This is a genomic window from Rhodopseudomonas faecalis, from assembly GCF_003217325.1.
Classification (GTDB): domain Bacteria; phylum Pseudomonadota; class Alphaproteobacteria; order Rhizobiales; family Xanthobacteraceae; genus Rhodopseudomonas; species Rhodopseudomonas faecalis.
Genome location: NZ_QJTI01000007.1, coordinates 44,796 through 66,713, shown reverse-complemented (window position 1 = coordinate 66,713; position 21,918 = coordinate 44,796). Strand labels below are relative to the sequence as shown.

The 21,918-nt window shown below is 64.7% G+C and carries 21 protein-coding genes; 11 read left to right on the top strand and 10 right to left on the bottom strand.

Going from position 1 to position 21,918, the window contains the following annotated elements; genetic code table 11:
• Positions 1-97 precede the first annotated feature (97 nt).
• Together BJ122_RS07715 and BJ122_RS07710 are read left to right on the top strand one after the other, a co-directional pair.
• Positions 98-397 carry a DUF3572 domain-containing protein gene (locus BJ122_RS07715; protein ID WP_110780522.1) on the top strand — a complete coding sequence of 100 codons (300 nt, stop codon included), beginning with the start codon at positions 98-100 and terminating at the stop codon, positions 395-397.
• The gene (locus tag BJ122_RS07710) at positions 394-1,692 is read left to right on the top strand and encodes a DNA polymerase IV (RefSeq protein ID WP_110780521.1); all 1,299 of its coding nucleotides are present in this window, start codon (positions 394-396) and stop codon (positions 1,690-1,692) included. The genes BJ122_RS07715 and BJ122_RS07710 overlap by 4 nt, the downstream gene beginning before the upstream one ends.
• A gap of 48 nt (positions 1,693-1,740) precedes the next feature.
• Here BJ122_RS07710 and BJ122_RS07705 read toward each other — a convergent pair whose 3' ends face one another.
• Positions 1,741-2,607: a cell envelope integrity EipB family protein gene (locus tag BJ122_RS07705; RefSeq protein WP_110780520.1), complete on the bottom strand. Its 867-nt coding sequence runs from the start codon at positions 2,605-2,607 to the stop codon at positions 1,741-1,743.
• 156 nt (positions 2,608-2,763) lie between these two features.
• Between BJ122_RS07705 and BJ122_RS07700 the strand changes: the two genes are divergently transcribed.
• The 4 genes from BJ122_RS07700 (at position 2,764) to BJ122_RS07685 (ending at position 5,777) form a co-directional block, all read left to right on the top strand.
• Positions 2,764-3,231: a RidA family protein gene (locus BJ122_RS07700; protein WP_103010922.1), complete on the top strand. Its 468-nt coding sequence runs from the start codon at positions 2,764-2,766 to the stop codon at positions 3,229-3,231.
• 2 nt (positions 3,232-3,233) lie between these two features.
• Entirely contained in the window at positions 3,234-3,995 is a 762-nt protein-coding gene (locus BJ122_RS07695; protein ID WP_110780519.1) for a glycerophosphodiester phosphodiesterase, read from the top strand.
• Positions 3,996-4,071: 76 nt separating this feature from the next.
• Complete coding sequence (locus BJ122_RS07690; RefSeq protein ID WP_110780518.1) at positions 4,072-5,298, top strand: GNAT family N-acetyltransferase; 1,227 nt, start codon at positions 4,072-4,074, stop codon at positions 5,296-5,298.
• 50 nt (positions 5,299-5,348) lie between these two features.
• Positions 5,349-5,777 carry an HIT family protein gene (locus tag BJ122_RS07685; protein WP_110780517.1) on the top strand — a complete coding sequence of 143 codons (429 nt, stop codon included), beginning with the start codon at positions 5,349-5,351 and terminating at the stop codon, positions 5,775-5,777.
• 72 nt (positions 5,778-5,849) lie between these two features.
• Here BJ122_RS07685 and tsaA read toward each other — a convergent pair whose 3' ends face one another.
• From tsaA to BJ122_RS07665, 4 genes are all read right to left on the bottom strand, one after another.
• Positions 5,850-6,305 carry a tRNA (N6-threonylcarbamoyladenosine(37)-N6)-methyltransferase TrmO gene (tsaA, locus tag BJ122_RS07680; RefSeq protein ID WP_027276817.1) on the bottom strand — a complete coding sequence of 152 codons (456 nt, stop codon included), beginning with the start codon at positions 6,303-6,305 and terminating at the stop codon, positions 5,850-5,852.
• A gap of 51 nt (positions 6,306-6,356) precedes the next feature.
• Entirely contained in the window at positions 6,357-6,701 is a 345-nt protein-coding gene (locus BJ122_RS07675) for an AzlD domain-containing protein (RefSeq protein WP_110780516.1), read from the bottom strand.
• A complete protein-coding gene (locus BJ122_RS07670) occupies positions 6,698-7,435 on the bottom strand; it encodes an AzlC family ABC transporter permease (protein WP_110780515.1) in 738 nt (245 codons plus the stop codon). The genes BJ122_RS07675 and BJ122_RS07670 overlap by 4 nt, the downstream gene beginning before the upstream one ends.
• Positions 7,436-7,539: 104 nt before the next feature.
• Positions 7,540-8,577, bottom strand: a complete 1,038-nt coding sequence (locus tag BJ122_RS07665; RefSeq protein WP_110780593.1) for a lytic transglycosylase domain-containing protein — start codon at positions 8,575-8,577, stop codon at positions 7,540-7,542.
• Positions 8,578-8,811: 234 nt separating this feature from the next.
• Here BJ122_RS07665 and BJ122_RS07655 point away from each other — a divergent pair, with 234 nt between their 5' ends.
• Together BJ122_RS07655 and BJ122_RS07650 are read left to right on the top strand one after the other, a co-directional pair.
• Positions 8,812-9,153 carry a PilZ domain-containing protein gene (locus BJ122_RS07655; protein WP_110780513.1) on the top strand — a complete coding sequence of 114 codons (342 nt, stop codon included), beginning with the start codon at positions 8,812-8,814 and terminating at the stop codon, positions 9,151-9,153.
• Between the two features lie 159 nt (positions 9,154-9,312).
• On the top strand, positions 9,313-11,283 hold the full coding sequence (locus BJ122_RS07650; RefSeq protein ID WP_245407654.1) for a glycosyltransferase family 39 protein: 1,971 nt from the start codon (positions 9,313-9,315) through the stop codon (positions 11,281-11,283).
• A gap of 180 nt (positions 11,284-11,463) precedes the next feature.
• Here the strand turns inward: BJ122_RS07650 and clpA are convergent, their stop codons facing one another.
• On the bottom strand, positions 11,464-13,863 hold the full coding sequence (clpA, locus tag BJ122_RS07645; protein WP_110780512.1) for an ATP-dependent Clp protease ATP-binding subunit ClpA: 2,400 nt from the start codon (positions 13,861-13,863) through the stop codon (positions 11,464-11,466).
• Positions 13,864-14,064: 201 nt separating this feature from the next.
• Complete coding sequence (gene clpS / locus BJ122_RS07640) at positions 14,065-14,394, bottom strand: ATP-dependent Clp protease adapter ClpS (RefSeq protein WP_110780591.1); 330 nt, start codon at positions 14,392-14,394, stop codon at positions 14,065-14,067.
• Positions 14,395-14,931: 537 nt separating this feature from the next.
• Here clpS and BJ122_RS07635 point away from each other — a divergent pair.
• A complete protein-coding gene (locus tag BJ122_RS07635; protein ID WP_110780511.1) occupies positions 14,932-16,431 on the top strand; it encodes a pilus assembly protein in 1,500 nt (499 codons plus the stop codon).
• A gap of 324 nt (positions 16,432-16,755) precedes the next feature.
• Positions 16,756-18,483, top strand: a complete 1,728-nt coding sequence (locus tag BJ122_RS07630) for a serine hydrolase (RefSeq protein ID WP_110780510.1) — start codon at positions 16,756-16,758, stop codon at positions 18,481-18,483.
• A gap of 272 nt (positions 18,484-18,755) precedes the next feature.
• On the opposite strand, the gene BJ122_RS07625 is transcribed toward BJ122_RS07630, so the two are convergent.
• Both BJ122_RS07625 and BJ122_RS07620 read right to left on the bottom strand, forming a co-directional pair.
• Positions 18,756-19,481 (bottom strand): DnaJ domain-containing protein, encoded by a 726-nt coding sequence (locus BJ122_RS07625; RefSeq protein WP_110780509.1) that lies wholly within the window; start codon positions 19,479-19,481, stop codon positions 18,756-18,758.
• 56 nt (positions 19,482-19,537) lie between these two features.
• Positions 19,538-20,278 (bottom strand): vWA domain-containing protein, encoded by a 741-nt coding sequence (locus BJ122_RS07620; protein WP_110780508.1) that lies wholly within the window; start codon positions 20,276-20,278, stop codon positions 19,538-19,540.
• A gap of 197 nt (positions 20,279-20,475) precedes the next feature.
• Here BJ122_RS07620 and panC point away from each other — a divergent pair, with 197 nt between their 5' ends.
• On the top strand, positions 20,476-21,327 hold the full coding sequence (gene panC / locus BJ122_RS07615; protein ID WP_110780590.1) for a pantoate--beta-alanine ligase: 852 nt from the start codon (positions 20,476-20,478) through the stop codon (positions 21,325-21,327).
• 148 nt (positions 21,328-21,475) lie between these two features.
• Here the strand turns inward: panC and BJ122_RS07610 are convergent, their stop codons facing one another.
• Positions 21,476-21,916: a DUF1489 family protein gene (locus BJ122_RS07610; RefSeq protein ID WP_110780507.1), complete on the bottom strand. Its 441-nt coding sequence runs from the start codon at positions 21,914-21,916 to the stop codon at positions 21,476-21,478.
• Positions 21,917-21,918 lie beyond the last annotated feature (2 nt).

Genomic DNA, 21,918 nt, shown 5'->3' with positions numbered 1-21,918 from the left:
ACATCTGCGACATGCGATTGCGTTCGCCACGCCGCACTGACTCGGGCATGATGGATCAAAATAGAGCTAATAAGTTACGGAAAGGCAAACACTGCCAATGCCAAAGCCCCCTCGCGACGCCCGCCAAATGGCTGAAATCGTAGCGGTTCAAGCGCTGTCGTTCCTGGCCTCGCAGCCAGAGCGGCTGGCCCGGTTCCTCGCGGAAACCGGGATCGGTCCGTCCACGCTGCGCAGCTCTGCCGCCGATCCGCAGTTTTTGACCGGGGTGCTCGACTTCCTGCTGCGCGACGATGAAGCGGTGCAGGCTTTTGCCGCGGCGTCGGGCCTGCACCCGACCACGGTGGCCGCCGCCCGCCAGGCGCTCGACGATCATTTGACGGCGCGCGACGTGCCGTGAACCAACCAGGCGCAGCGCCGTTCGTTCCCGGCTGCTTCTGCCGCGACTGCCTGGCTGACCAGCCAATGGCGGCGCCGCGCTGCGCCGCCTGCGGCTCGCCCAAACTGCTGCGCCACCGCGCGCTCGGCTCGCTGACGCTGGCCCATATCGATTGCGATGCGTTCTACGCCACCGTCGAGAAGCGCGATAATCCCGAGCTGATCGATCGGCCGGTGATCGTCGGCGGCGGCAAGCGCGGCGTGGTGTCGACCGCCTGCTACATCGCGCGGACTTTTGGCGTGCGCTCGGCGATGCCGATGTTCAAGGCGCTCGATCTGTGCCCCGACGCGGTGGTGATCCGCCCGGACATGGCGAAATATGTGCGCGTCGGCCGCGAGGTGCGCCAAGCGATGCTGTCGCTGACGCCGCTGGTCGAGCCGCTGTCGATCGACGAAGCGTTTCTCGACCTGTCCGGAACTGAACGACTGCACGGCGCCAGCGCCGCCAAAACCCTGGCGCGCTTTGCCCGCGATCTCGAGCGCCAGATCGGCATCACGGTGTCGGTCGGGCTGTCCTGCAACAAGTTCCTGGCCAAGATCGCCTCCGATCTCGACAAGCCGCGCGGCTTCGCGGTGATCGATCAGCAGCAGGCCTGCGCCATGCTGGCGGAGCGGCCGGTCGGATTCATCTTCGGCGTCGGCCCGGCCACCCAGGAACGGCTGGTGCAGCGCGGCTTCCGCACCATCGGCGATCTGCAGCGCGCCGACGAGATCGACCTGATGCGGCAGTTCGGCGCCGAAGGACAGCGGCTATGGCGGCTGGCGCGCGGCATCGACGACCGCCGTGTCGAGCCTGACCGCGGCGCCAAAAGCATTTCCAACGAAGTCACCTTCGAGCACGACATCCGCGACCTGCCGACGCTGGAGCGCATCCTCTGGAGCCTGTCGGACAAGGTGTCGGCGCGGCTGAAGAGTGCCGATCTATGCGGTTCGACCGTGACGCTGAAATTGAAGACCGCGGATTTCCGGCAGCGCACTCGCGCCCAGACCATTCACGCACCGACCCAGCTCGCCGCCCGGATTTTTGCGATTTCGCGCGAGCTGCTTGCCAAGGAGATCGACGGCACCGCGTTCCGCCTGATCGGCACCGGCGTCAGCGCCTTGCAGCCGGGCTCGGCGACCGCTGACGATGTCGATCTGCTCGATCGCCGCCAAGCGAGCGCCGAGCGCGCCATTGATGACCTGCGCAAAAAATTCGGCGACGCCGCGGTGATCCGTGGCATCGCCTATCAGGGGCCGGAGAAGCCGCCGACCTGACGTGCAGCAGCGCGTTGCGCGCTGAGCTGAGGAGTGGCGTGAACGCCGTTACTTACAGGGCCGGCTGTCCTTGACGTCGAATTTGCCGAGCGCGCCGGCAATCACGAAGTCGTTGTAGTCGAGCACCAACGCGCGCGACACGCCGTTCTCATACAGCTCGAACGACATCGCATAGACCGGGGTCTGCTCGCCGCTATTGGTCTTGGCCTCGCGGTCGTAGTAACTGACCGTCACCGGCCAGCGCGTCAGCGACTTCATGGTGTTCGACGCCGTCGAGGGATCGGGCGCGGTCACAGCGCGGTCGCCGGGGATCGGCTGACCGATCACAGTGAGCGTGTTGTAAACCTTCTCGCCATTGTCCGAGCCGTCATAGACGGTCAGTTCCAGCAGTGACTTGCCCTGCTGCGCCGCAGCGATGATGCGCCGGATCTGCTCGGTCGGGAACACGATGGTTCCATCGAGCGTAAAATTCTTCGCCGCCGGCTGCTTGAGCTTGACCGAGATATGGTCGCCGTCGCGCTCCGCGACCCCGTCCACCACGCTGGGATCGGTGTCGTTCATCTTGGTTTCGATCTTGAAGCGGTAGCTCTTGGCGTCGCCGTCTTCCCAGCTGGTCGAGCGCAGATCGCTGAGCACGTTCTTGCCCTCGCCGCTGTCGAGCTCCGACACCTGACGAAACTCGGAACTGTAGCCTTCGCAGGCGCTGCCGGAGAAACTGTACAGAATGCGGCCGCGCACGCTGTTGAGCGCGACATTGCCGCGCGCCTTCAACAGGCTGAGTTCATAAAGCGCCTGGTGCGACAGAAAAGGCGGCGTGGCGCCGGCGGTCGCGGTGCCGCAGCCGGCACCGATCAGCGCCAGCGGCAACACCACAGTCAAAACATTGAAGCGCCAGAACGGCCGAATGCCTCGCATTGCGGTCCCCTTAAATTCACTGGTTCAACAATAGTGGCTCGCCAAGGGCGCCGCAACCGCGCCCCTGCCCGAGCCCCTGCCAGTCCCAATTGCTTGCAACTCGCATGGCATTGGGTCAAAAAAGCAGCACGACTTCACACACAATGGGGATCAGTTATGGCAGGCATGGTTGAGCAGAAGCTCGCAGCGCAGGGCGTTCATTTGCACGAGCCGGCGAGCCCGGTCGCCAACTATGTCAGCTTCGTGCGCACCGGCAATCTGCTGTTCGTGTCCGGCCAGGTGTGTTTCGACGCCGAGGGCAAGCTGATCGCCAAGGGCAAGCTCGGCACCGATGTCACCGTCGATCAGGGCAATGCCGCCGCGCGTGGCTGCGCCATCAATCTGCTGGCGCAGGTCAAAGCCGCGCTCGGCGATCTCGACAAGGTGGTGCGGGTGGTACGCCTTGGCGGCTTCATCAATTCCGCGCCCGATTTTATCGATGGCCCCAAGGTGCTGAACGGCGCCTCCGATTTGATGGTCGCCGCGTTCGGCGACAAGGGCCGCCACGCCCGCACCACGGTCGGCGTCGCCTCGCTGCCGGCGGATGCCGCGGTCGAGGTCGAAGGGCTGTTCGAGGTCGCCTGAGCGTGCGCGCGCCCGGCTGGCTGACCGCACGACCGATTGCGCATCGCGGGCTGCATAATTACGCCCGCGGCGTGATCGAGAACATGCCCGGCGCGATCAGCGCCGCGGTCGAAGGCCGGTTTGGCATCGAGGTCGACATTCAGCTCAGCGCCGATGGCGAGGCGATGGTTCATCATGACGATGAGCTCGGCCGCCTCACCGACGGCAGTGGCGCGCTCGCGACGCTGTCCGCCGCAGAGCTGAAGCGCGTGCGCTTCAAGGACACCAGCGAGCGCATGATGACGGTCGGCGACCTGTGCGATCTCGTTGCCGGCCGTGTGCCGCTCCTCATCGAAGTGAAGAGTCACTTCGATGGCGATCGCCAGCTGGTGAAGCGGCTCACGCAGGTGCTGGCCTCTTATCGAGGGCCGGTCGCGGCCATGTCGTTCGATCCCGATCAGGTGCTGGCGCTGCGGCAGGCGATGCCGGAACTGCCGCGCGGCATCACCGCGCAGCGCAGCTATGACGATCCCTATTGGGTCAAGCTGACGCCGCAGCAGCGCGACAGCATGCTCTATCTGCGTCACAGCCTGCGCACCCAGCCGCATTTCGTTGCCTATTGGGTGCAGCAATTGCCGGCGCCGGCGCCGTGGCTGGCGCGCCATCTGTTCGGCTGCCCGCTCTTGACCTGGACGGTGCGCACGCCCGAGCAGCGCGAGCGCGCCGCGCGCTATGCCGACCAGATGATTTTTGAAGGATTTGTTCCAGACGCTACGCCGTCTTGAACCAGCGCGCCGACCCCACATCTTGAGATCATGGAGCCACCATGCTTGATCCAGCCGATGATGGTTTTGCCGCTTCATGATCGCAGCTGACATCACCCTGGAGACGGCGGCGTCGGTGACACTGATCGATGCCCATGATTGGGATGCCTGCGCGACCTCGCTCTGCGCGCCGGGACTGCCGAGCGCCAGCCGCAATGGCGGCGCTGAGCCGGCACTGTCCGCCTACAATCCGTTCGTCAGCCATGCCTTCTTCGCCGCACTCGAAAGCTCGCAATCGGCGTGCCGCGACACCGGCTGGGCACCGCGCCATCTGATCGCGCGTCAGCGCGGCCGCGTGGTCGGCATCGTGCCGTGCTATCTGAAATCGCACTCGCTCGGAGAATATGTGTTCGATCGCGGCTGGGCCGACGCCTATCATCGCGCCGGCGGCCGCTATTACCCAAAGCTGCAAGTGTCGGTGCCGTTCACGCCGGCCACCGGGCCGCGGCTATTGATCCGCGGCGATGCCGATGGTGAGCGCGTCAGCCAAGCGCTCGCCGAAGGGTTGATCGCGTTGTGCGAGGGAAGCCGCGCGTCTTCGGTGCATGTCACCTTCGCGCGCGAAAGCGAATGGCGGTTTCTGGCGCAGCGCGGGTTTCTGCAGCGCACCGATCAGCAATTCCATTGGCACAATGCCGGCTACGCCTGCTTTGACGACTTTCTCGCCACCCTCGCCTCGCGCCATCGCAAGGCGATCCGGCGCGAGCGGCGCGATGCCGTCGCCAACGGCATCAGCATTGAGAGGCTGCGCGGCACCGCGATCACCGAACAGGCCTGGGATGCGTTCTTTGCGTTCTACATGGAGACCGGCTCGCGCAAATGGGGCCGGCCCTATTTGACCCGCGAATTTTATCGCGAGATCGGCCTCACCATGAGCGACCAGGTGCTTTTGGTGATGGCGAGGCGCAACGGCCGCTACATCGCCGGCGCCATCAACTTCATCGGTGGCGATACGCTGTTCGGCCGCCATTGGGGCGCGATCGAGCATCACCCGTTTCTGCATTTCGAGGTGTGCTACTATCAGGCGATCGATTTTGCGATCGCCGAGCGCCTGACCCGGGTCGAAGCCGGCGCCCAGGGTGAACACAAGATCGCGCGCGGCTACCTGCCGCAGACCACCTATTCGGCGCATTACATCGCCGATCCGGCGCTGCGCCGCGCGGTGGCGGAATATCTTAAGCAGGAACGCGCCTATGTCGCCGCGGCCGCCCGCGAATTGACCGAGGCCGGACCGTTTCGCAAGGCCGCCGAGGAGCCGACTTGACCGCGCCCCGCACGGCGGCGACAGTCGCGCGGTAACATCTGGGAGTCGTCATGACCGCTTACGATCCGCAAAACATCTTCGCCAAAATCCTGCGCGGCGAGTTCCCGTGCTACAAGGTCTATGAGAACGACCACGTATTTGCTTTTCTCGACATCATGCCGCGCTCGCCCGGCCATACCCTGGTGATTCCGAAGGCGCCGGCGCGCAATATTCTCGACATCTCAGCGGAGGATTTCGCGCATGTGGCGCGCGGCGCGCGCACCATCGCCCATGCCGCGATGCGCGCCTTCAAGGCCGAGGGCATTGTCGTGCAGCAGTTCAGCGAGCCCGCTGCCGGGCAAGTGGTCTATCACCTGCACATGCATGTGATGCCGCGCTTTGACGGCGTCGCGCTGCTGCCGCCCCAGAGCCGCAAGGAAGACCCCGCGGTGCTGGAGAGCCACGCCGCGCAACTGATCGCAGCGCTGCAGGCTGGCTAAAATTGTTTCGGTTCTGATGGAATCAGAACCGAAACTCTCATTTGATGTTCACTGCAGCCGCAAGGCGATCCGTTACAGCGAGTGATTGCAGCGATCGGGCTTGAGATCGATCAATGGCGTGCCGTCGAGACAATCGAGCCCGCGCACCAGCACGGTGTTGCCTTCGACGCCGACCAGCGCCACCGATGAAATCCCGATCGGATTGGGCCGCAGCGGTGAGCGCAGCGAAAACGTGCCGCGCACGCCGCTGGCGTGGTGGCCGCGCTGCAGCACCAGATCGCGGCGCGACTGGTGCAGCCAATAGACCACATCGAGCGTCGCATAGTGGTCGATGCCCTGCAGCGCCTGCCCCCAGGGCTCGAAGATTTCCAGCCGGCACACCGGCCCATCATGGCGGCCCTGGCGCGGCGTCTCGCTGCGCGAGCTCCAGGGCGTGCGGATCCGGCCGATGAACACCAGCCCGGCATCATTGGGCGGCGGCGGCACCACCGTGACCTCGCCTTCGCGCAGCTCGTCCTCAACCAACATGTCGTCCCTCTCTTTTTTGTTGTGATGTTGGCGACTGCGATCTGGCCAATTTCAACCCATCCACCATTGCCCAAACAGCAGCACCGCTTCGCCGCCCAGCACGCCGATGAAGATCGAGCGTTTGGTCGCGAGGAAGATGATCAGTCCCGCCACCACTGCACCAAAGCGCAGCGTCGGCGGCACGGCTGCCAGCGCGCCCGGTGGCATCAGCAGAATCTGCGCGATCACGCCGGCGAGGATCGCACTCGCCACCGCGCGCACCCACACCAGCAGTTCCGAGCCTTCATCGAGCCCGCCCCCGAGCCAGACGCCGAGCATCCGCCAGACTTCGTTAGGCAAGAACCCTGCCAGCAGCAGCACCAGCAGCGCCTGCCATTCGCCGAGCAGCTCGGTCATCGGCTGCGCCTCCAGCGATGCACGCCATAAGCGATCGTGCCCGCAGCGACGCCGCTGATCAGAATATCGACGCCGGTGTTGAGCATTCCGGCCAGCGGAAACAACGCGAGCCCGAGGATCAGCGCCAGATAGTCCGCGAGTTCACGGCAGTTGCGTGCGGTGGATAGCAGAAAGGTCAGCGGTGTCAGCAGCAGGATTGCCGCACCGAACAGTTGCGGCAGATTGGCCGCGAGCCCGTAGCCAACGACGTTGGCCGACACGCACACCGTTACAAAGCCGGTGCCGAGCCCGAGTGCAAACGGAATGCGCCGCTCGCGTGGTACCTGCGGCAGCAGCCGAAAGCACTCGACCCACATGGTCACCGCCACGAAATGCGCCGGCAGGATCAGCTGCGATTTCTTGGTGGTGGGCGTGCGCATCATCGGCAGCACCGACACCACCATCGGAAACAGCCGGATGGCGCTGACCGTCACCGCAATCGCGGTCTGCAGCCAGGTGGCGCCGGAGCTGAGCATCGAAATCAGGATGATCTGCGCCGGCCCAGCCCACACCAGCACGGTGCTGGCCAGCACCCAGAACAGGCTGAAGCCGGTATCATGAGCCAGCGCGCCGATGCCGATATAGGTCGCGAACAGCACCAGCGACAGCACGGTGGTTGCAGCCGAGCGTAGGCCCAGCACGTAGGCAGTGGATGGTCGTTGCCATCGCATCGACTCGGGGGATGGAAGCCGCATGGTGACCGTCGGTTGCTGCTTCGCGCATAACGGCCACGAAAGTGCTAATCGTCAAGGCTGCTCGGCGCGGAGCGCTCTGCGCTCGCCGCACACGCGCGTCATCCTTAGCCTGGGCGGTTGCGCAGCACCAGACAGGCGCTGCCGGCGCGGCGGATCTTGGTGCACAGCTCGTTGGCCGCTTCGCGCGTGTCGGTGCCGATCCGCACTTGATAGAAGGTGCGTGTGCCGCGGCTGCGGAACAGCGAGCCAAGCAGGCTCGGGTCCTGATCACCGATCACGCTGCTGAGCTTCGTCATCGCCCGCGCATAACTCATCAAGGCACGGTCGCGGTTGAACCCGGCGGCGAGCTGCACGCCCCACGGCCGATCGACGCCAAGTTTCACGCGCTGCGCCAGCTCGCTGACAAACAGATTGGGGGCGCGGTCGAGCAATGCCATCAAAGAGCGGCAGTCGCGCGGCGACGGCGTTTCGGGCGCCTTGGCCTTGGCGCCGGAGGCCCAATCGTCGACCGAGGCGCCAGTGATCGCCAGCACATAGTTGCGGGTTTCCAGCGGCATCGGTCCGGTGCCGGCGATCCACTCTTGAACCCGGCGCGGGCCGGCGTTGTAGGCCGCGGCCGCGAGGCCGAGATTGCCGAAGCGGTCACGCAGCTCGGCCAAAAACTCGGCGGATTTTGGCAGCGCCTGCACCGGATCGAATGGATCGAGCAGCCGCCGTTCACTCGCGGTGCCTGGCATGAACTGCGCGATGCCCTGGGCGCGCTGACCACTGCGCGTCACCGGGCCGATGGCGCCGGGCTGAAAGCGGCTCTCCTGCCAGATCACCCGGGCAAAGAACTCCAGCGGCAGATCATGCGCTTTGGCCGCGGATTCGATCATCAGGCAGATCGCCGCGCGGGTATTGGCTTGCGCGGCGGCTGGCGGCTGCGGATCCGCAGGCTTGGTGGGCTCAGCTTGGATGGGCTCAGTATTCGCGGGTTCGGCGGATGGCGCTCCAGAAGGTGCCTCGGCAGCTGGCACGGCAGGTACCGCTGGCGGCGAAGGCGGCGCAGCCTCCGGCACGGCCTCGCCGGCCGCCGCGCCAATCGGCAGCAGCACCAGCGCCAGCAGGATCAACACGGCCCGTAGCACGTCGCCTGTCATGCGCATGCACTTGCGTCCAACACCGTCGCCCGACGGCCTGATGCCTAGCAAGCCCGGACCGCCATGCCAAACAGTTCGGCCGGCTGCCCGCCAGATGACATCACGCCGCGCCGCTTGCGGTAGCTGGTGACGCCCGTCTGGCCGTTTACGTTAATCTCAACGGCCGATGCGACGCCGCTTCTCTCTGGCGCAAACCGGAGTAGATTCGGCGTCTCGACCGTGGAGCGCGACCGCATGACCGAGCGACGGCAGCAATCTCGAGACAAGGTGATGTTGGGTGCCGTGGCCTCGGTCAATGACCAGGGCTCGACCCGTGATTGCGTGGTGCGCAACATCTCCGAACACGGTGCCCGGCTGGAATTCGGCAGCGCCTCCGGCCTGCCCGACACCCTACGGCTGCAGATCGCCAAAAAGGGCCGCTCGTTCCTGGCGCGCATCGTGTGGCTGCGCAACAATGTTGCCGGGGTCGCGTTTGACACCAGCGGCGACGCCTCCGACCTCGAAGAGCGGCTGCGGCGCAGCGAGCGCAAGAAGCGCGAATTGCAGCGCCGGCTGAACGTGCTGCTCGGCAATTGAGCCTCGAGCCTGGGGCGATCCCGGGTTCCCCTTACATCAGGTGTTCATAACGCCGCAGCGGCGGTGGTTTGATGCCGCTTGGCCGCGGCCGATCATTTTGTCGCTGCGCTGAATGCACTAAAACCTCGGTCCGGAAGACCATATCCGGCTCGCTGGCGGTTGACTGGCGCCCGGAACCGCCAAGGACCACGAGCCATCAAAAAGCACAGCAAGAAGCAGCGGAACCGGCCGAAGAAGCGGACGGGTGGCGGCCAGCAGGCCGCGCGCGTCGCCGCGCCCGCGTCTGTCCCGGCGGACCAGCTCGAAACCACGGCGGACGCCAGTCCGGCGGCCGAGGCACCACGCCCTGCCCCCGCCACGACCGCGCAGCCTGCGCAGCAGCAAGCCAAGCCGGCGCAGCCAAATAAGCCCGCGCAGCAGGCAAAACCCGCACCGCAGGCCAAGCCCGCCCAGCAAATTAAGCCCGCGCCGGCGAGCAAGCCGGCCAAGAACAAGCCGGCAACTGGCACCTCCGGCGGCGGCCAGAGCCGGCCGGCCGCGCTGGCCGCGAGCGCGCCGGGCGGCGGTGCGGCGGCTGGCCGCGAATTCAGCTTCATCGCGCTATTTGTGGAAACCTGCGACTCCTTCCTGGATGCGCTGCGCAACTCGCCGGCCCGGTTGCTGCTGTGGGTGATGGCGGTCTATGGCGCGCTGTGGTTCGCCGCGACCATCAGCTTCCCGGCCATGCCGTTCGACAGCTACGAGATGTTCCTGTTCGGCAAGGAGATGCAGTGGGGCTACTGGAAGCACCCGCCGCTTGAGCCGTGGCTGACGGAGATCGCCTACCAACTCACCTTCCACTGGATCGGCTCGCATTTCGTGCTGGCGATCGCCTCGATCCTGGTGACGTTCTATTTCATCTGGCTGATCGGCATCGAAACCGTCGGCAAGACCGGCGCGGTGCTGGCGATCGCGCTCACCATCCTGATCTATTATTTCGGCCCGCCGGTGACGATGTACAGTCACAACGTCGGGCAGCTGCCGATCTTCGCCGCCACCGTTTACATCTATCGCAAGGCGGTGCTCGACAATCGGATCGGCAATTGGGCGCTGTTCGGCGTCGCCGCCGCGCTGCTGATGTACTCGAAATATTCGGGTGCGCTGCTGCTCGCGGTGCTCGGCCTGCATCTGTTGCTGATGCCGCAGGGGCGCCGGGCGCTGGCCACGCGCGGCCCGTATCTGGCGGTGCTGGTCGGCACGGCGCTGCTGCTGCCCAATCTGATCTGGCTGGTGCAGAACGATTTCCTGCCGTTCACCTTCGCGTTCGACCGCCCGCCGGTCGAAGGCGTGTTCGCAAAGCTGTTCGCCGGCCTGAAATTCCTGGGGTCGCAGGTCGGCTATCACGCCGGCATGATCGTGATCGTGCTGCTGGCGATGATCCCCAAACTGCCGCTGCAGGGCGAGCCGGTGACGCTGGAGCTGGAACAGCCCAAAACCTTCGACAAGTCGCTGGTGCTGATGGCGGCGTTCTTGCCGCTGCTCATGATCGGCGCGATGACCGCCTATGCCGGCGTCGATCAGCGCCCGGAGATTGGCGGCTCGCTGGTGGCGCTGTCCGGGCTGGCGATGGTGATGCTGCTGCCGCAGAAACTGGTGCTGCGCGCGCCGCGGCTGGTGACCACGATCTGGCTGCTGGTACTGATCGGCCTGCCGATTGGGCATGTTGCCTTCAATTACGCCAAGGCCAGCGGCTCCGGCCAGGTGCCGACCCAGATGTGGCCGGCGCGCGAATTGTCCAATGCCATGCAGTCGATCTGGAATGGCAAGAGTTTCCGCCGCTTCGACATCGTCACCGGCGATTTCAAGCAGGCCGGCTTTGTGGCGCTGTACGCTTCGCCGCGGCCATCGGTGTTCATCGATGGCGATTTCCGCAAAAGCCCCTGGATCACCCCGGAACGGCTGAAAGCTTCGGGCACGCTGGTGCTGTGGTCGACCGCCGACTTCCCACGCACCGACGAGATCCCAGAGCCCTATCGCAAGGCGCTGGAGGGGCTAACGCCGACGCTCGGCACCTTGGTGCTGCCGCTCGGCCACGGCAAGTCACAGACCTATGGCTGGGCTGTGATGCTGCCACCGGAGCCCGGGCGCTGATCGCGCTTGCGGCTCCGGCGCCTGTGACACTCGCATAAGAAAAGGGCCGGTCGCGTGACCGGCCCTTTTTCAATTCTGCGCGCCATGAAATTCTGCGCGCCATGAAACAAATTCTGCGCGCCATGAAACGTGACCGCGGGCTGCCGGAACACCGGTAGCCCACGATACGCAGCCGCGTAACTACGCCTTGACCAGCGGCTCCTTGGAGCCGCCCGGGCCGGACTTCGGCTTGCGCGGCGCCGAGCGCTTCTTGGCGGCCGGCAGGTTTTCCGGCTTCGGCGTGATCGGCCCGTCGAGATATTCGAAGCCGATCTTCTCGGCCTCCTTCTCGGCGTTCGCCTCATCGGGCACCAGCACCACGCGCACATGGCCGCCGCCCTTGAGCTTGCCGAACAGCACCTCATCCGCCAGCGGCTTCTTGATGTGCTCCTGGATCACCCGCGCCATTGGCCGGGCGCCCATCTGCTCGTCATAGCCATGCTGCACCAGCCAAGCCTTGGCCGGCTCGGACAGTTCGATGGTGACGTCGCGGTCGGCGAGCTGAGCCTCGAGCTGCAGCACGAACTTTTCGACCACCATGCCGATCACGTCGGCGTTCAGATGCGCAAACGACACAATCGCATCGAGCCGGTTGCGGAATTCCGGCGCGAACTGCCGGTTGATCGCCTCGTGGTCGTCGCCTTCCCGCTTGGTGCGGGTGAAGCCGAACGCCTGCCGCGCCAGATCAGCGGCACCGGCATTGGTGGTCATGATCAAGATCACATTCCGGAAGTTGACCTGCTTGCCGTTGTGATCGGTGAGCCGGCCGTGATCCATGATCTGCAGCAGCACGTTGTACAGGTCAGGATGCGCCTTCTCGATTTCGTCGAGCAGCACCACGCAATGCGGATGCTGATCAACGCCGTCGGTCAGCAGGCCGCCCTGGTCGAAGCCGACATAGCCGGGCGGCGCGCCGATCAGCCGCGAGACGGTGTGGCGTTCCATATATTCCGACATATCGAAGCGCAGCAGCTCGACGCCCAAGGTGGAAGCGAGCTGTTTGGCGACCTCGGTCTTGCCGACGCCGGTCGGGCCAGAGAACAGGTAGCAGCCGATCGGCTTTTCCGGTTCACGCAGGCCAGCGCGCGCCAGCTTGATGGAGGCGGCCAGCGACTCGATGGCGCGATCCTGGCCAAACACCACCCGCTTCAAGGTCTGCTCGAGATGCTTGAGCACCTCGGCGTCGTCCTTGGACACGCTTTTGGGCGGAATCCGCGCCATGGTGGCGACCGTGGCTTCAATCTCCTTGATGCCGATGGTCTTCTTGCGCTTGTTCTCGGCGAGCAGCATCTGCGCCGCGCCGGATTCATCGATCACGTCGATCGCCTTATCCGGCAGCTTGCGGTCATGGATGTAGCGCGACGACAGCTGCACCGCGGCCTCGATCGCCTCGCCGGTGTATTTCAGCTTGTGATAGTCCTCGAAATAAGGTTTTAGCCCCTTGAGGATCGCGATCGCGTCTTCGACGGTCGGCTCGTTGACGTCGATCTTCTGGAACCGGCGCACCAAGGCGCGGTCCTTCTCAAAATGCTGGCGATACTCCTTGTAGGTGGTCGAGCCCATGCAGCGGATGCTGCCCGATGCCAATGCCGGCTTGAGCAGATTGGAGGCATCCATCGCGCCGCCGGAGGTGGCGCCGGCGCCGATCACGGTATGGATCTCATCAATGAACAGGATGGCGTTGGGATGCGCCTCCAGCTCTTTGAGCACCTGCTTGAGCCGCTCCTCGAAGTCACCGCGATAGCGGGTACCGGCCAAGAGCGTGCCCATGTCCAGCGAGAACACGGTGGCAGCGGCAAGCACTTCCGGCACTTCGCTTTCCACGATGCGCTTGGCGAGCCCTTCGGCGATCGCGGTCTTGCCGACGCCGGCCTCGCCCACGAACAGCGGATTGTTCTTCTGGCGGCGGCACAGCACCTGGATGGCGCGGCTGATCTCGGCGTTGCGGCCGATCACCGGGTCGATCTTGCCCTCGCGCGCCTTCTTGTTGAGGTTGACGCAATAGGTCTCGAGCGCGTCGCCCTTCTTCTTGGAGTCGTCGCCGCTCTTGGTCTCGGTCTCCTCATCGACGCCGCGCACCGGCCGCGCCTCGGACACGCCGGGCCGCTTGGCAATGCCATGGCTGATGTAGTTCACGGCGTCATACCGCGTCATGTCCTGCTCCTGCAGGAAGTAAGCGGCATGGCTTTCGCGCTCGGCGAAAATGGCGATCAGCACGTTGGCGCCGGTCACCTCCTCGCGCCCTGAGGATTGCACGTGGATCACCGCGCGCTGGATCACGCGCTGGAAGCCGGCGGTCGGCTTGGCGTCCTCGGAACCATCGGTGACGAGGTTCTCGAACTCGGTTTCCAGGTAGTTGACGAGGCTGCCGCGCAGCTTGTCGAGATCAACGCTGCACGCCCGCATCACGGCCGCGGCGTCGGAATCATCGACCAGCGACAACAACAGATGCTCAAGCGTGGCGTATTGATGATGGCGCTCATTCGCGATGGCGAGGGCGCGGTGCAGGGATTGCTCAAGGCTCTGGGAAAATGTTGGCATTCTCGTCCTCTGTGGCCCCGCCTATCATGGCTGCCGTCGCCGGGTCAGGCAACAACAACTTCTACATGGAGTTAGACAACCTCATGACGTAATCACGGTTCCGAGCCGGCCGACGCAACTGTCGTCGGTCATCACCACAGAACACAATGCAAAAGAACACAATGCAAAACCCATTCCCAATTCGGCGACGGTGCCAGAAAGTTATTTCTTTTCCATCACGCATTGCAGAGGATGCTGGTGCTTGCGGGCGAAATCCATCACCTGCGTCACTTTGGTCTCTGCGATCTCGTAGGTGAAGATGCCGCATTCGCCGATGCCGTGATGGTGAACGTGCAGCATCACCTTGGTCGCGGCCTCGACGTCCATATTGAAGAATTTCTCCAAGACGTGGACGACGAATTCCATCGGCGTGTAATCGTCATTGAGGATCAAAACCCGGTACATGTTCGGGCGTTTGGTCCGCGGCTTGGTCTTGGTAATGACCGAGGTGGTCGGGCTGCCGGGATGTCCGGAGCGGCCTTCGTCGCCCATCCGCGTCGACAGATGCGCGTCGGACCGGGCGCCGAGTTCCGCCAATTTCGGCTCCAACTCAAGGGTGGCAATATTTGAACGGGCGTGCGGCATAGCTCGAGTGTTCGACAATATCCCGGGAGCGCCCGGCATGCCGATCAGCCCCCTACAAAACTTCCGATTGTGTCTGACTCACCTTCGGCGCCAGCCTCGCGGCACGCGCCGAATCCTGCGACCGTCAGACCGGGTCAATATGGGTCAGCGGAAGCAATGCCGCAAGCGCCTTGGCCGCTCCGCCGCTCCGTACGGCACCGAGCCGCGCGAGTTGTGCAGTGCCGCTATCACCCTCGGCTTGGTTAAGCAAAGCTTACCCCGTCAGCCGGAACCAGCGGCCTGCGTTTAAGGCAGAATTGACGGTCTGTTGACGATCTCTTGAGCACGCGCGGCCTTGGGCGCGGCGACCCTAGGGATTTGACCAGCTTTCTGTGAACAGTTTTACCCCATGTTTAGCCGTCGCGGCAGAAATGGAGGGCAGTGCAGCGGACTTCGGGGTTTGTCATGATCAGTCTTGTTCCCCCCCGGCTCCGGAAGTCGATAGCAACGTTTCTCGCCGCCCGTGACGGCAACGTCGCTGTCTTGTTCGGGATTGCCAGCATACCCATCATCGTGTCAGTCGGCGTCGCGATCGACTACAGTCGCGCCGCGTCGGCCCGCACCGCCATGCAATCGGCGGTGGATTCCGCCGCGCTGATGGCATCCAAGGATTATGGCAGCGGCATCATCCGCGAAAGCGAGATTCCGGCAAAGGTCGATAGCTACTTCCGCGCGCTGTACACCGCCAGCGATGCCTCGAACGTCACGGTGTCAACCACCTTCACCAAGAAGTCCAGCGACGGCACCTCGACTGTGCTGGTCACCGCGGCTGGAAACATGCCCGCCAATTTCCTCAAGCTGGCCGGCGTCGACAACATCCCGTTCAATGCCACCGCAACCTCGACCTGGGGCGCGACCCGGCTGCGGGTGGCAATTGCGCTCGATATCACCGGTTCGATGAATTACGACGGCAAGCTGCCAGCGATGAAGTTGGCCGCCGTCCAGTTGGTCAACACGCTGAAAGCTTCGGCGACCACCCGCGATGACGTCTATATCGCCATCATCCCGTTCAACCAGATGGTCAATGTCGGCACCGACAAGATCAACGCCAGCTGGCTGGATTGGCACGGCAAGCTCTATGACAATCAGTATGACAGCAAAAAGGAATACGGCAGCTGCAGCAGCAGCAATCTGAAATACCGCACTGCCGAATTGTGCAAGGCCGGCAACAAAGTCTGGACCTTCTTCGGTGAATGCAGCGACGACGAATATGAGACCGCCAGCGAGTGCCAATCACGTGGCAAAACCTGGACTGAAAAGCGCAGCAAAGAGTGGAAGGGCTGCGTCACCGATCGCGATTTGCTGCACACCTATGACAACGATACCACCAAGGTCATCCCGACGGTCGCTGAACCGGCGACCCTGTTCGTCGCCAAATACTATTCTCAGTGCGGTCCCTCGATGCTGCCGATGAAATCGGCTTTCGAGGCCAATGAAGCCGACACGTCGACTGACCCGACCACCATCAAGGGCCGTATCAACAGCCTGACCGCGGTCGGCGCCACCAACCAGTCGATCGGTATGCATTGGGCGTGGATGGCGCTGCAACTGCAGAGCCCGCCGTTCAACAGCCCGGCCAAGGAAGACGGCTACAAATACACCGACGCCATCATCCTGCTGTCCGACGGCGTCAACACCAAGAATTACTGGAACGGCGACGGCTCGAACTATTCGCCCGAGGTCGACGCCCGGCAGCGGACGCTGTGCCAAAACATCAAGAACCCCGCCAATGGCAATACCACGGTGTTCACGATCCAGGTTAACACCACCAACGACCCTGAATCGGCCGTGCTGAAATACTGCGCCAATGACGGCCAGTTCTATCAGTCCACCAGCGCCGACCAGATTAAGCTCGCGTTCCAGGCGATCGGCTCCTCGCTGACCAAACTGCGGCTGTCCAAGTAACCACCAGTCGCCAGGCGATCGGCCGGCCGCTCCCCAGGGGCGGTCGGCCGTATAGCGAACAAACCCGCGCAGTCGCCGCAAATCCCGCGCATCTACGCAACGGTTGGTTAACCTTTTTGAAACCCGCCAAGCCTAGGCTGCCAGGCGCTATAGGCGCGTAGTTTTGTGTGAAAACCGCGCCAATGCAGCGAATTAGCCGAAGAGCGCGGTCACCGTCGCAAACGGCGGACCAGCACAGCTCAAGACGCAAAACAGGGCTTTCGGAGACGGGCTTATTTTGGCCTCACGAACCAGTGATCCTGTGGACAGAAGACGGGGACGTTTATGCATCACAACACCTCAGTTTCGCGCGCCCTGAGGGCTTGTGTCCTTGGGCTAGCCACCGTCACTGCCGCCGTGGTCTTCACCGCCGACACTGCTGACGCCCGCCGCCATCGCAATCACCGGCATCATGCCCGCAACCACGTTTCGGCCCCGAGCTACAACCCGGCCTTCGCGTCGATCATCGTCGACGGCAATTCCGGCTCGATCCTGAGCGCCAACAATCCCGACTCGCTGCGCCACCCCGCCTCGCTCACCAAGATCATGACGCTCTATATGCTGTTCGAGCGGCTGGAGGCCGGCAAGCTGTCGCTCGACTCCCAGATGGACGTGTCCGAGCACGCCTCGATCCAGGCCCCGACCAAGCTCGGCCTGCGCCCCGGCCAGACCCTGCGGGTCGAAGACGCGATCAAGGCGCTGGTGACCCGCTCCGCCAATGACGCCGCCGTGGTGATCGCCGAAGCGATCGCCGGTGACGAAGACAGTTTTGCCCGGATGATGACCAAGAAGGCGCGCGCGCTCGGCATGTCGCGCACGGTCTATCGCAACGCCTCCGGCCTGCCCAATGATGACCAAGTGACCACCGCGCGCGATCAGGCCACCCTCGGCCGGGCGATTCAGGATCGCTTCCCGCGCTACTACCGCTATTTCGCCACCAGCGTGTTCGTCTACAAGGGCCACCCGATCCGCAATCACAACCGCCTGCTCGGCGTGGTCGAGGGCGTTGACGGCATCAAGACCGGCTACACCCGCGCCTCTGGCTTCAACCTGGTCAGCTCGATGCGGCGTGGCAACCGCCACCTGATCGGCGTGGTGCTCGGCGGCCGCAGCGGCGGTTCGCGCGATGCCATCATGCGCAATCTGCTCGCCGAAAACCTCGACAAGGCTTCCGGCCAGCGCACCGTGGCCGCGATCACCGAGCGCGATGTCCGCGGTCAGGACGACATGGCGGAAGAGCGCAGCGTCGCCCGTCCGGCCCCGGTTACCCAGGTGGCCGATGCCGATCCCGAGCCGGTGGTTCGCCCGCAGCCCGCCACCCGCGCGGCAGCGCCCACCCCGGCCGCTCAAAAGCCTGAAGCCGGCCCGCTCAACAACGGCGTGATCCAAAATCAGCAACTCGCCGCGATCCCCGGCTCGAGCGAACCGATGAAGCCGGTGCGGGTCAAAACCGTTCAAGTGAAAGCTGGCACGGTAAAGGTGGCTTCGGCCGGCCCGAGCCATCCCGCCCCGGCGGTGACCAGCGCCATTCCGGCTCGCAGCGAAGTCGCCGAAACCTCGGCCGCCGTGATTGCCAAGTCCGATCGTGGCGACAGCGCCGACCTGCCGCAACAGCCGGCCGCGCACGGCACCGGCCAGGGCATTTTGGGCGTGTTGCCGGCTTCCTCGACCATGAACGGCGGCCGCAGCAGCATGGCCTATGCCGATCCGGCGCGCGTCCAGCCGTCGTCGCCGGTGGTGGCGCCGGCCAGCACCAAGCCCGCCATTCATGCCGGCTGGATCATTCAGGTCGGCGCGCTGGAAAGCGAGACAGAAGCCAAGTCGCGGCTCAATGCGGCGCGTGAGCGGTCCAAGGGCCTGCTCGCCAAGGCGGAGTCGTTCACCGAGACCGTCGCCAAGGGTGACAAGAAGCTGTACCGCGCCCGCTTTGCGGTGCTGGACCGCGATCAGGCCGAAGCGGCGTGCCGCACGCTGAAGCGCTCGGACATCTCCTGCATCGCCATCAAGAACTGAGTCATCATCGCTCCGACGACACGGCGCGCGTCTCCTGACCGGACGCGCGCCGTTTTCGTTTCAGCGTCCAGCTGCGACAATCGACCGTGTGTCTTGGTGAACACACATGGTTGACGGCTGCTGAAACAGACGCGCTGAAAACCACTCGTCAATATATCGCCGCTACAACACAGCAGGGTGCTTAACCACGTCGGGAAAATGACGGGAGGCATCTGGCGTCGGTAGAGAGCAGGCAGCAACTCGCAGTCAATCGCGTAGCGTGGCGTGCGGAGTTAGTTGCGATGAGTGCGAAGCAAGGTATCCTTGGCCGTGTTTACGCGGGCAGCCAGGTACGTCGACCCCCCCTGGTCGGGATGCAGTTTCTTCATCAAGGAACGGTGGGCACGCCCGATCTCGTCGGGGCTCGCCCCCGGCTGCAGGCCAAGGATCTGGTAGGCCTCCTCGTCCGTCATTTTACCGCTCGACGCCTCGCTGCCACGCCGCCCTGTCCGCTCGCCTTGCGCGTTCTGACGCCAAGCGGGAAACCGGCGGTCAAGATAGCTTTCAAGTAACGCGCAGCTCTCCGCGTCGAATTCCGGCAGCAGCGCCGCCAGCGGCGCCAGCCCAAATTCATCCAGCGATCGACCGGCATAACGGCCCGCCACCAGGCGGCCGGTCAGCGCGCCGCTGTCATGGTCGAGCGTCATTTCCAGAAATGGCGAGCGCACCGTCGAGGTCTGGCCGGTCGAACGCCGCCCCATGCCGCGGAAGATGCCGCCGAAATTGCCGAACATCGCCAGCCCCGGCCCCCAGCCGAGCAGACCGGCGCCGAACAGCCCGACCGGAATCGCGATGGCGAGCTGGCCCTTGAACCCGGTGATCGCGGCCACCGCCAGGCACAGGATGCCGCCGCCCAGTTTGATGACACGGGCGAGTTTCGCTGGATTCGCTGTGCGGACCATCTGCAGCAGCGAGTACAACAGGATAACGGCGACAACACCTGCGATCAGTGTGGGCATGGCCTGGATATAACGTGATTGATGATCGAATGCACGGACAGCTGTTCCAGGCCGAGCTAACGCATCTGGCCGAGCAGCAGTGCCGCCCCATGGGCTGATTGCGCGAGCTGGCGCAGCGCGTCGCGGCCACCGGCCGCATAGGCCGCGGCGGCGCGCAGCAATTCGCGCAGCTGGCCGGCCGCGCCCGGATCGAACCGGCACCAGGCGCCGCCGCTTAGCCGTGCGATCTCGCGCAGCGCCTGTTCAGCGCCAGGATCGGCGCCCTCCTGAAACACAAAGGCCGGCACTTTCAGCAAGCCGAGCTCGCCGGCGGTCGCGCACAGATCATCAATCGGCTCCTCGACGGCATCGCCGACGAACACCAGCGCGCGCACGCCAGACTCCACCGCCTGCCGCCTGGTCTCGGCCAGCACCCGGCCGATCTGGGTATGGCCGCCGCGGCAATCGATCTTGCCCATCAAGCGCGCCAGCGTGTCCGAATCCGAGACCCAGCCGCTGGCGCGGCATTCGGCGAGACCGCGGTAATAGACCAGCTTGATATCCAGGCTGCCAAGCGCAGCCGCCTCGCGAAACATGTCGGCCTGCAGATGGCAGGCCATGTCCCAGGTCGGCTGCCGGCTCATGGTGGCATCAAGCGCGAACACCAGCCGGCCGCGCGCACCGCTGGCATGCGGCGACATCGCGCGCGCCTTGGCGACAAACGCGGCGATCTCGTCCGAGGCCGACAGCGGCGCCGGCGTGGCGCTGTCGTGATCGGCCGGCCGGTCGAGAGGAGACGGAGTGCGATCGCGCGTCATGATCTGATGTTCCTTCGCCGGCTATGTGGCGTCGCGACGCCGCACCGTCAATCGGGGCGGCGGCGGCTGCGTCACCGCGTTGCGCCCGTCGAGCTGCGCTTGCCATCGCCATCAGACCGCCGCTGATCGCAAGTGGCGAGCCGTTGTTTGGCTTGCTACAGTTCCGCGTTCGCAAGCACTGCAACTTTGAGTCTCTGATGTCCCGCACCCCAATTGTCGCCCGGACGCTGCCGGCCCTGCGCCGCGCGCTCGACACCCTCCGCGCCCGCAAAGCCACCGTGGCCCTGGTTCCGACGATGGGCGCGCTCCATGAAGGCCATCTTTCTCTGGTACGACAGGCCAAACGGCGCGCCTCCAAGGTGGTGGTGTCGATCTTCGTCAATCCGACCCAGTTCGCGCCCAATGAGGATTTCGGCTCCTATCCACGCACCTGGAAGGCCGATCTCGCCAAGCTCGCCGCCGAGAATGTCGATCTGGTCTGGGGGCCGGATGCGAAAACCATGTATCCGCCCGGCTTTGCCAGCAAGATTCTGACCGAGGGCCCGGCGCTGGCCGGCCTGGAAGACCGCTTTCGGCCGCACTTCTTCGGCGGCGTGACCACGGTGGTCGGCAAGCTGTTCACCCAGGTGCGGCCCGACATCGCGATTTTCGGCGAGAAGGATTTTCAGCAGCTGCGCGTCGTGACGCAGATGGCGCGAGACCTCGACCTCGGCGTCAAGGTGATCGGCATCGCCACCTCGCGCGAGCGTGACGGCCTCGCGCGCTCGTCGCGCAATGTCTACCTGTCGGACGAGGAGCGCCGCGCCGCGCCGGCGCTGTATCGCAGCCTGAAAGAGACCGCAGGGCGCCTGCGCGACGGCGACAAGATCAAGGCCGCGCTCGCTGGCGGCGCCAAGCTGATCACCGCCGCCGGCTTTGAGCTCGATTATCTAGAAGCGCGCCACGCCGAAACGCTGGCGCCGATCCGCTCGGTGGCGGACGGCCCGGTCAGGCTGCTGGTGGCGGCGCGGATCGGCACCACCCGGCTGATCGACAATATCGCGGTATAATAGCTTCGGCGAATGATACCAACCACTCCGCACGTCATGGCCGGGCTCGTCCCGGCCATCTACGTCTTTGATCTTGCAACGATTTCAAGACGTGGATACCCGCGACAAGCGCGGGCATGACGGTGATTGGTACGACCCGATGGTTTAATCACAGCAGCCCGAGTTCGCGCAGCTCGCGCCGCATCTCCTCGGGCATCGCCGCCAGCCCGTCGGCCTCCGACTGGCTGAGATCGGGCGGCGCGTCGCTGGCTTTCAGATAACGCCAGCCCTGGAACGGCCGCATCGGCCGCGGCGCCACCGCGACCACCTCCGGCGCCAACAGCAGCCGGCAGCGGCTGACACCCTCGCCATCGCGAAACGGCTCGATCGCCACCAATGGCTGGCGCGCGGAGATCACGCCGCGGATCACCCAATACAGCGAGCCGCCGGCCAGCAGCTCGTCCTCGCGCTTGGGCGTCATCCGGGTGACGTGGGCATAATAAGGCGGCAGACCGCGCGCTTTGGCGGCACGGGTGCGCTCGGCGATCCAGTCAGTGAGATCCTTGGTCGACTCGGCGCCGACCGCAAGTTTGATCAGATTCAGCGTCATCA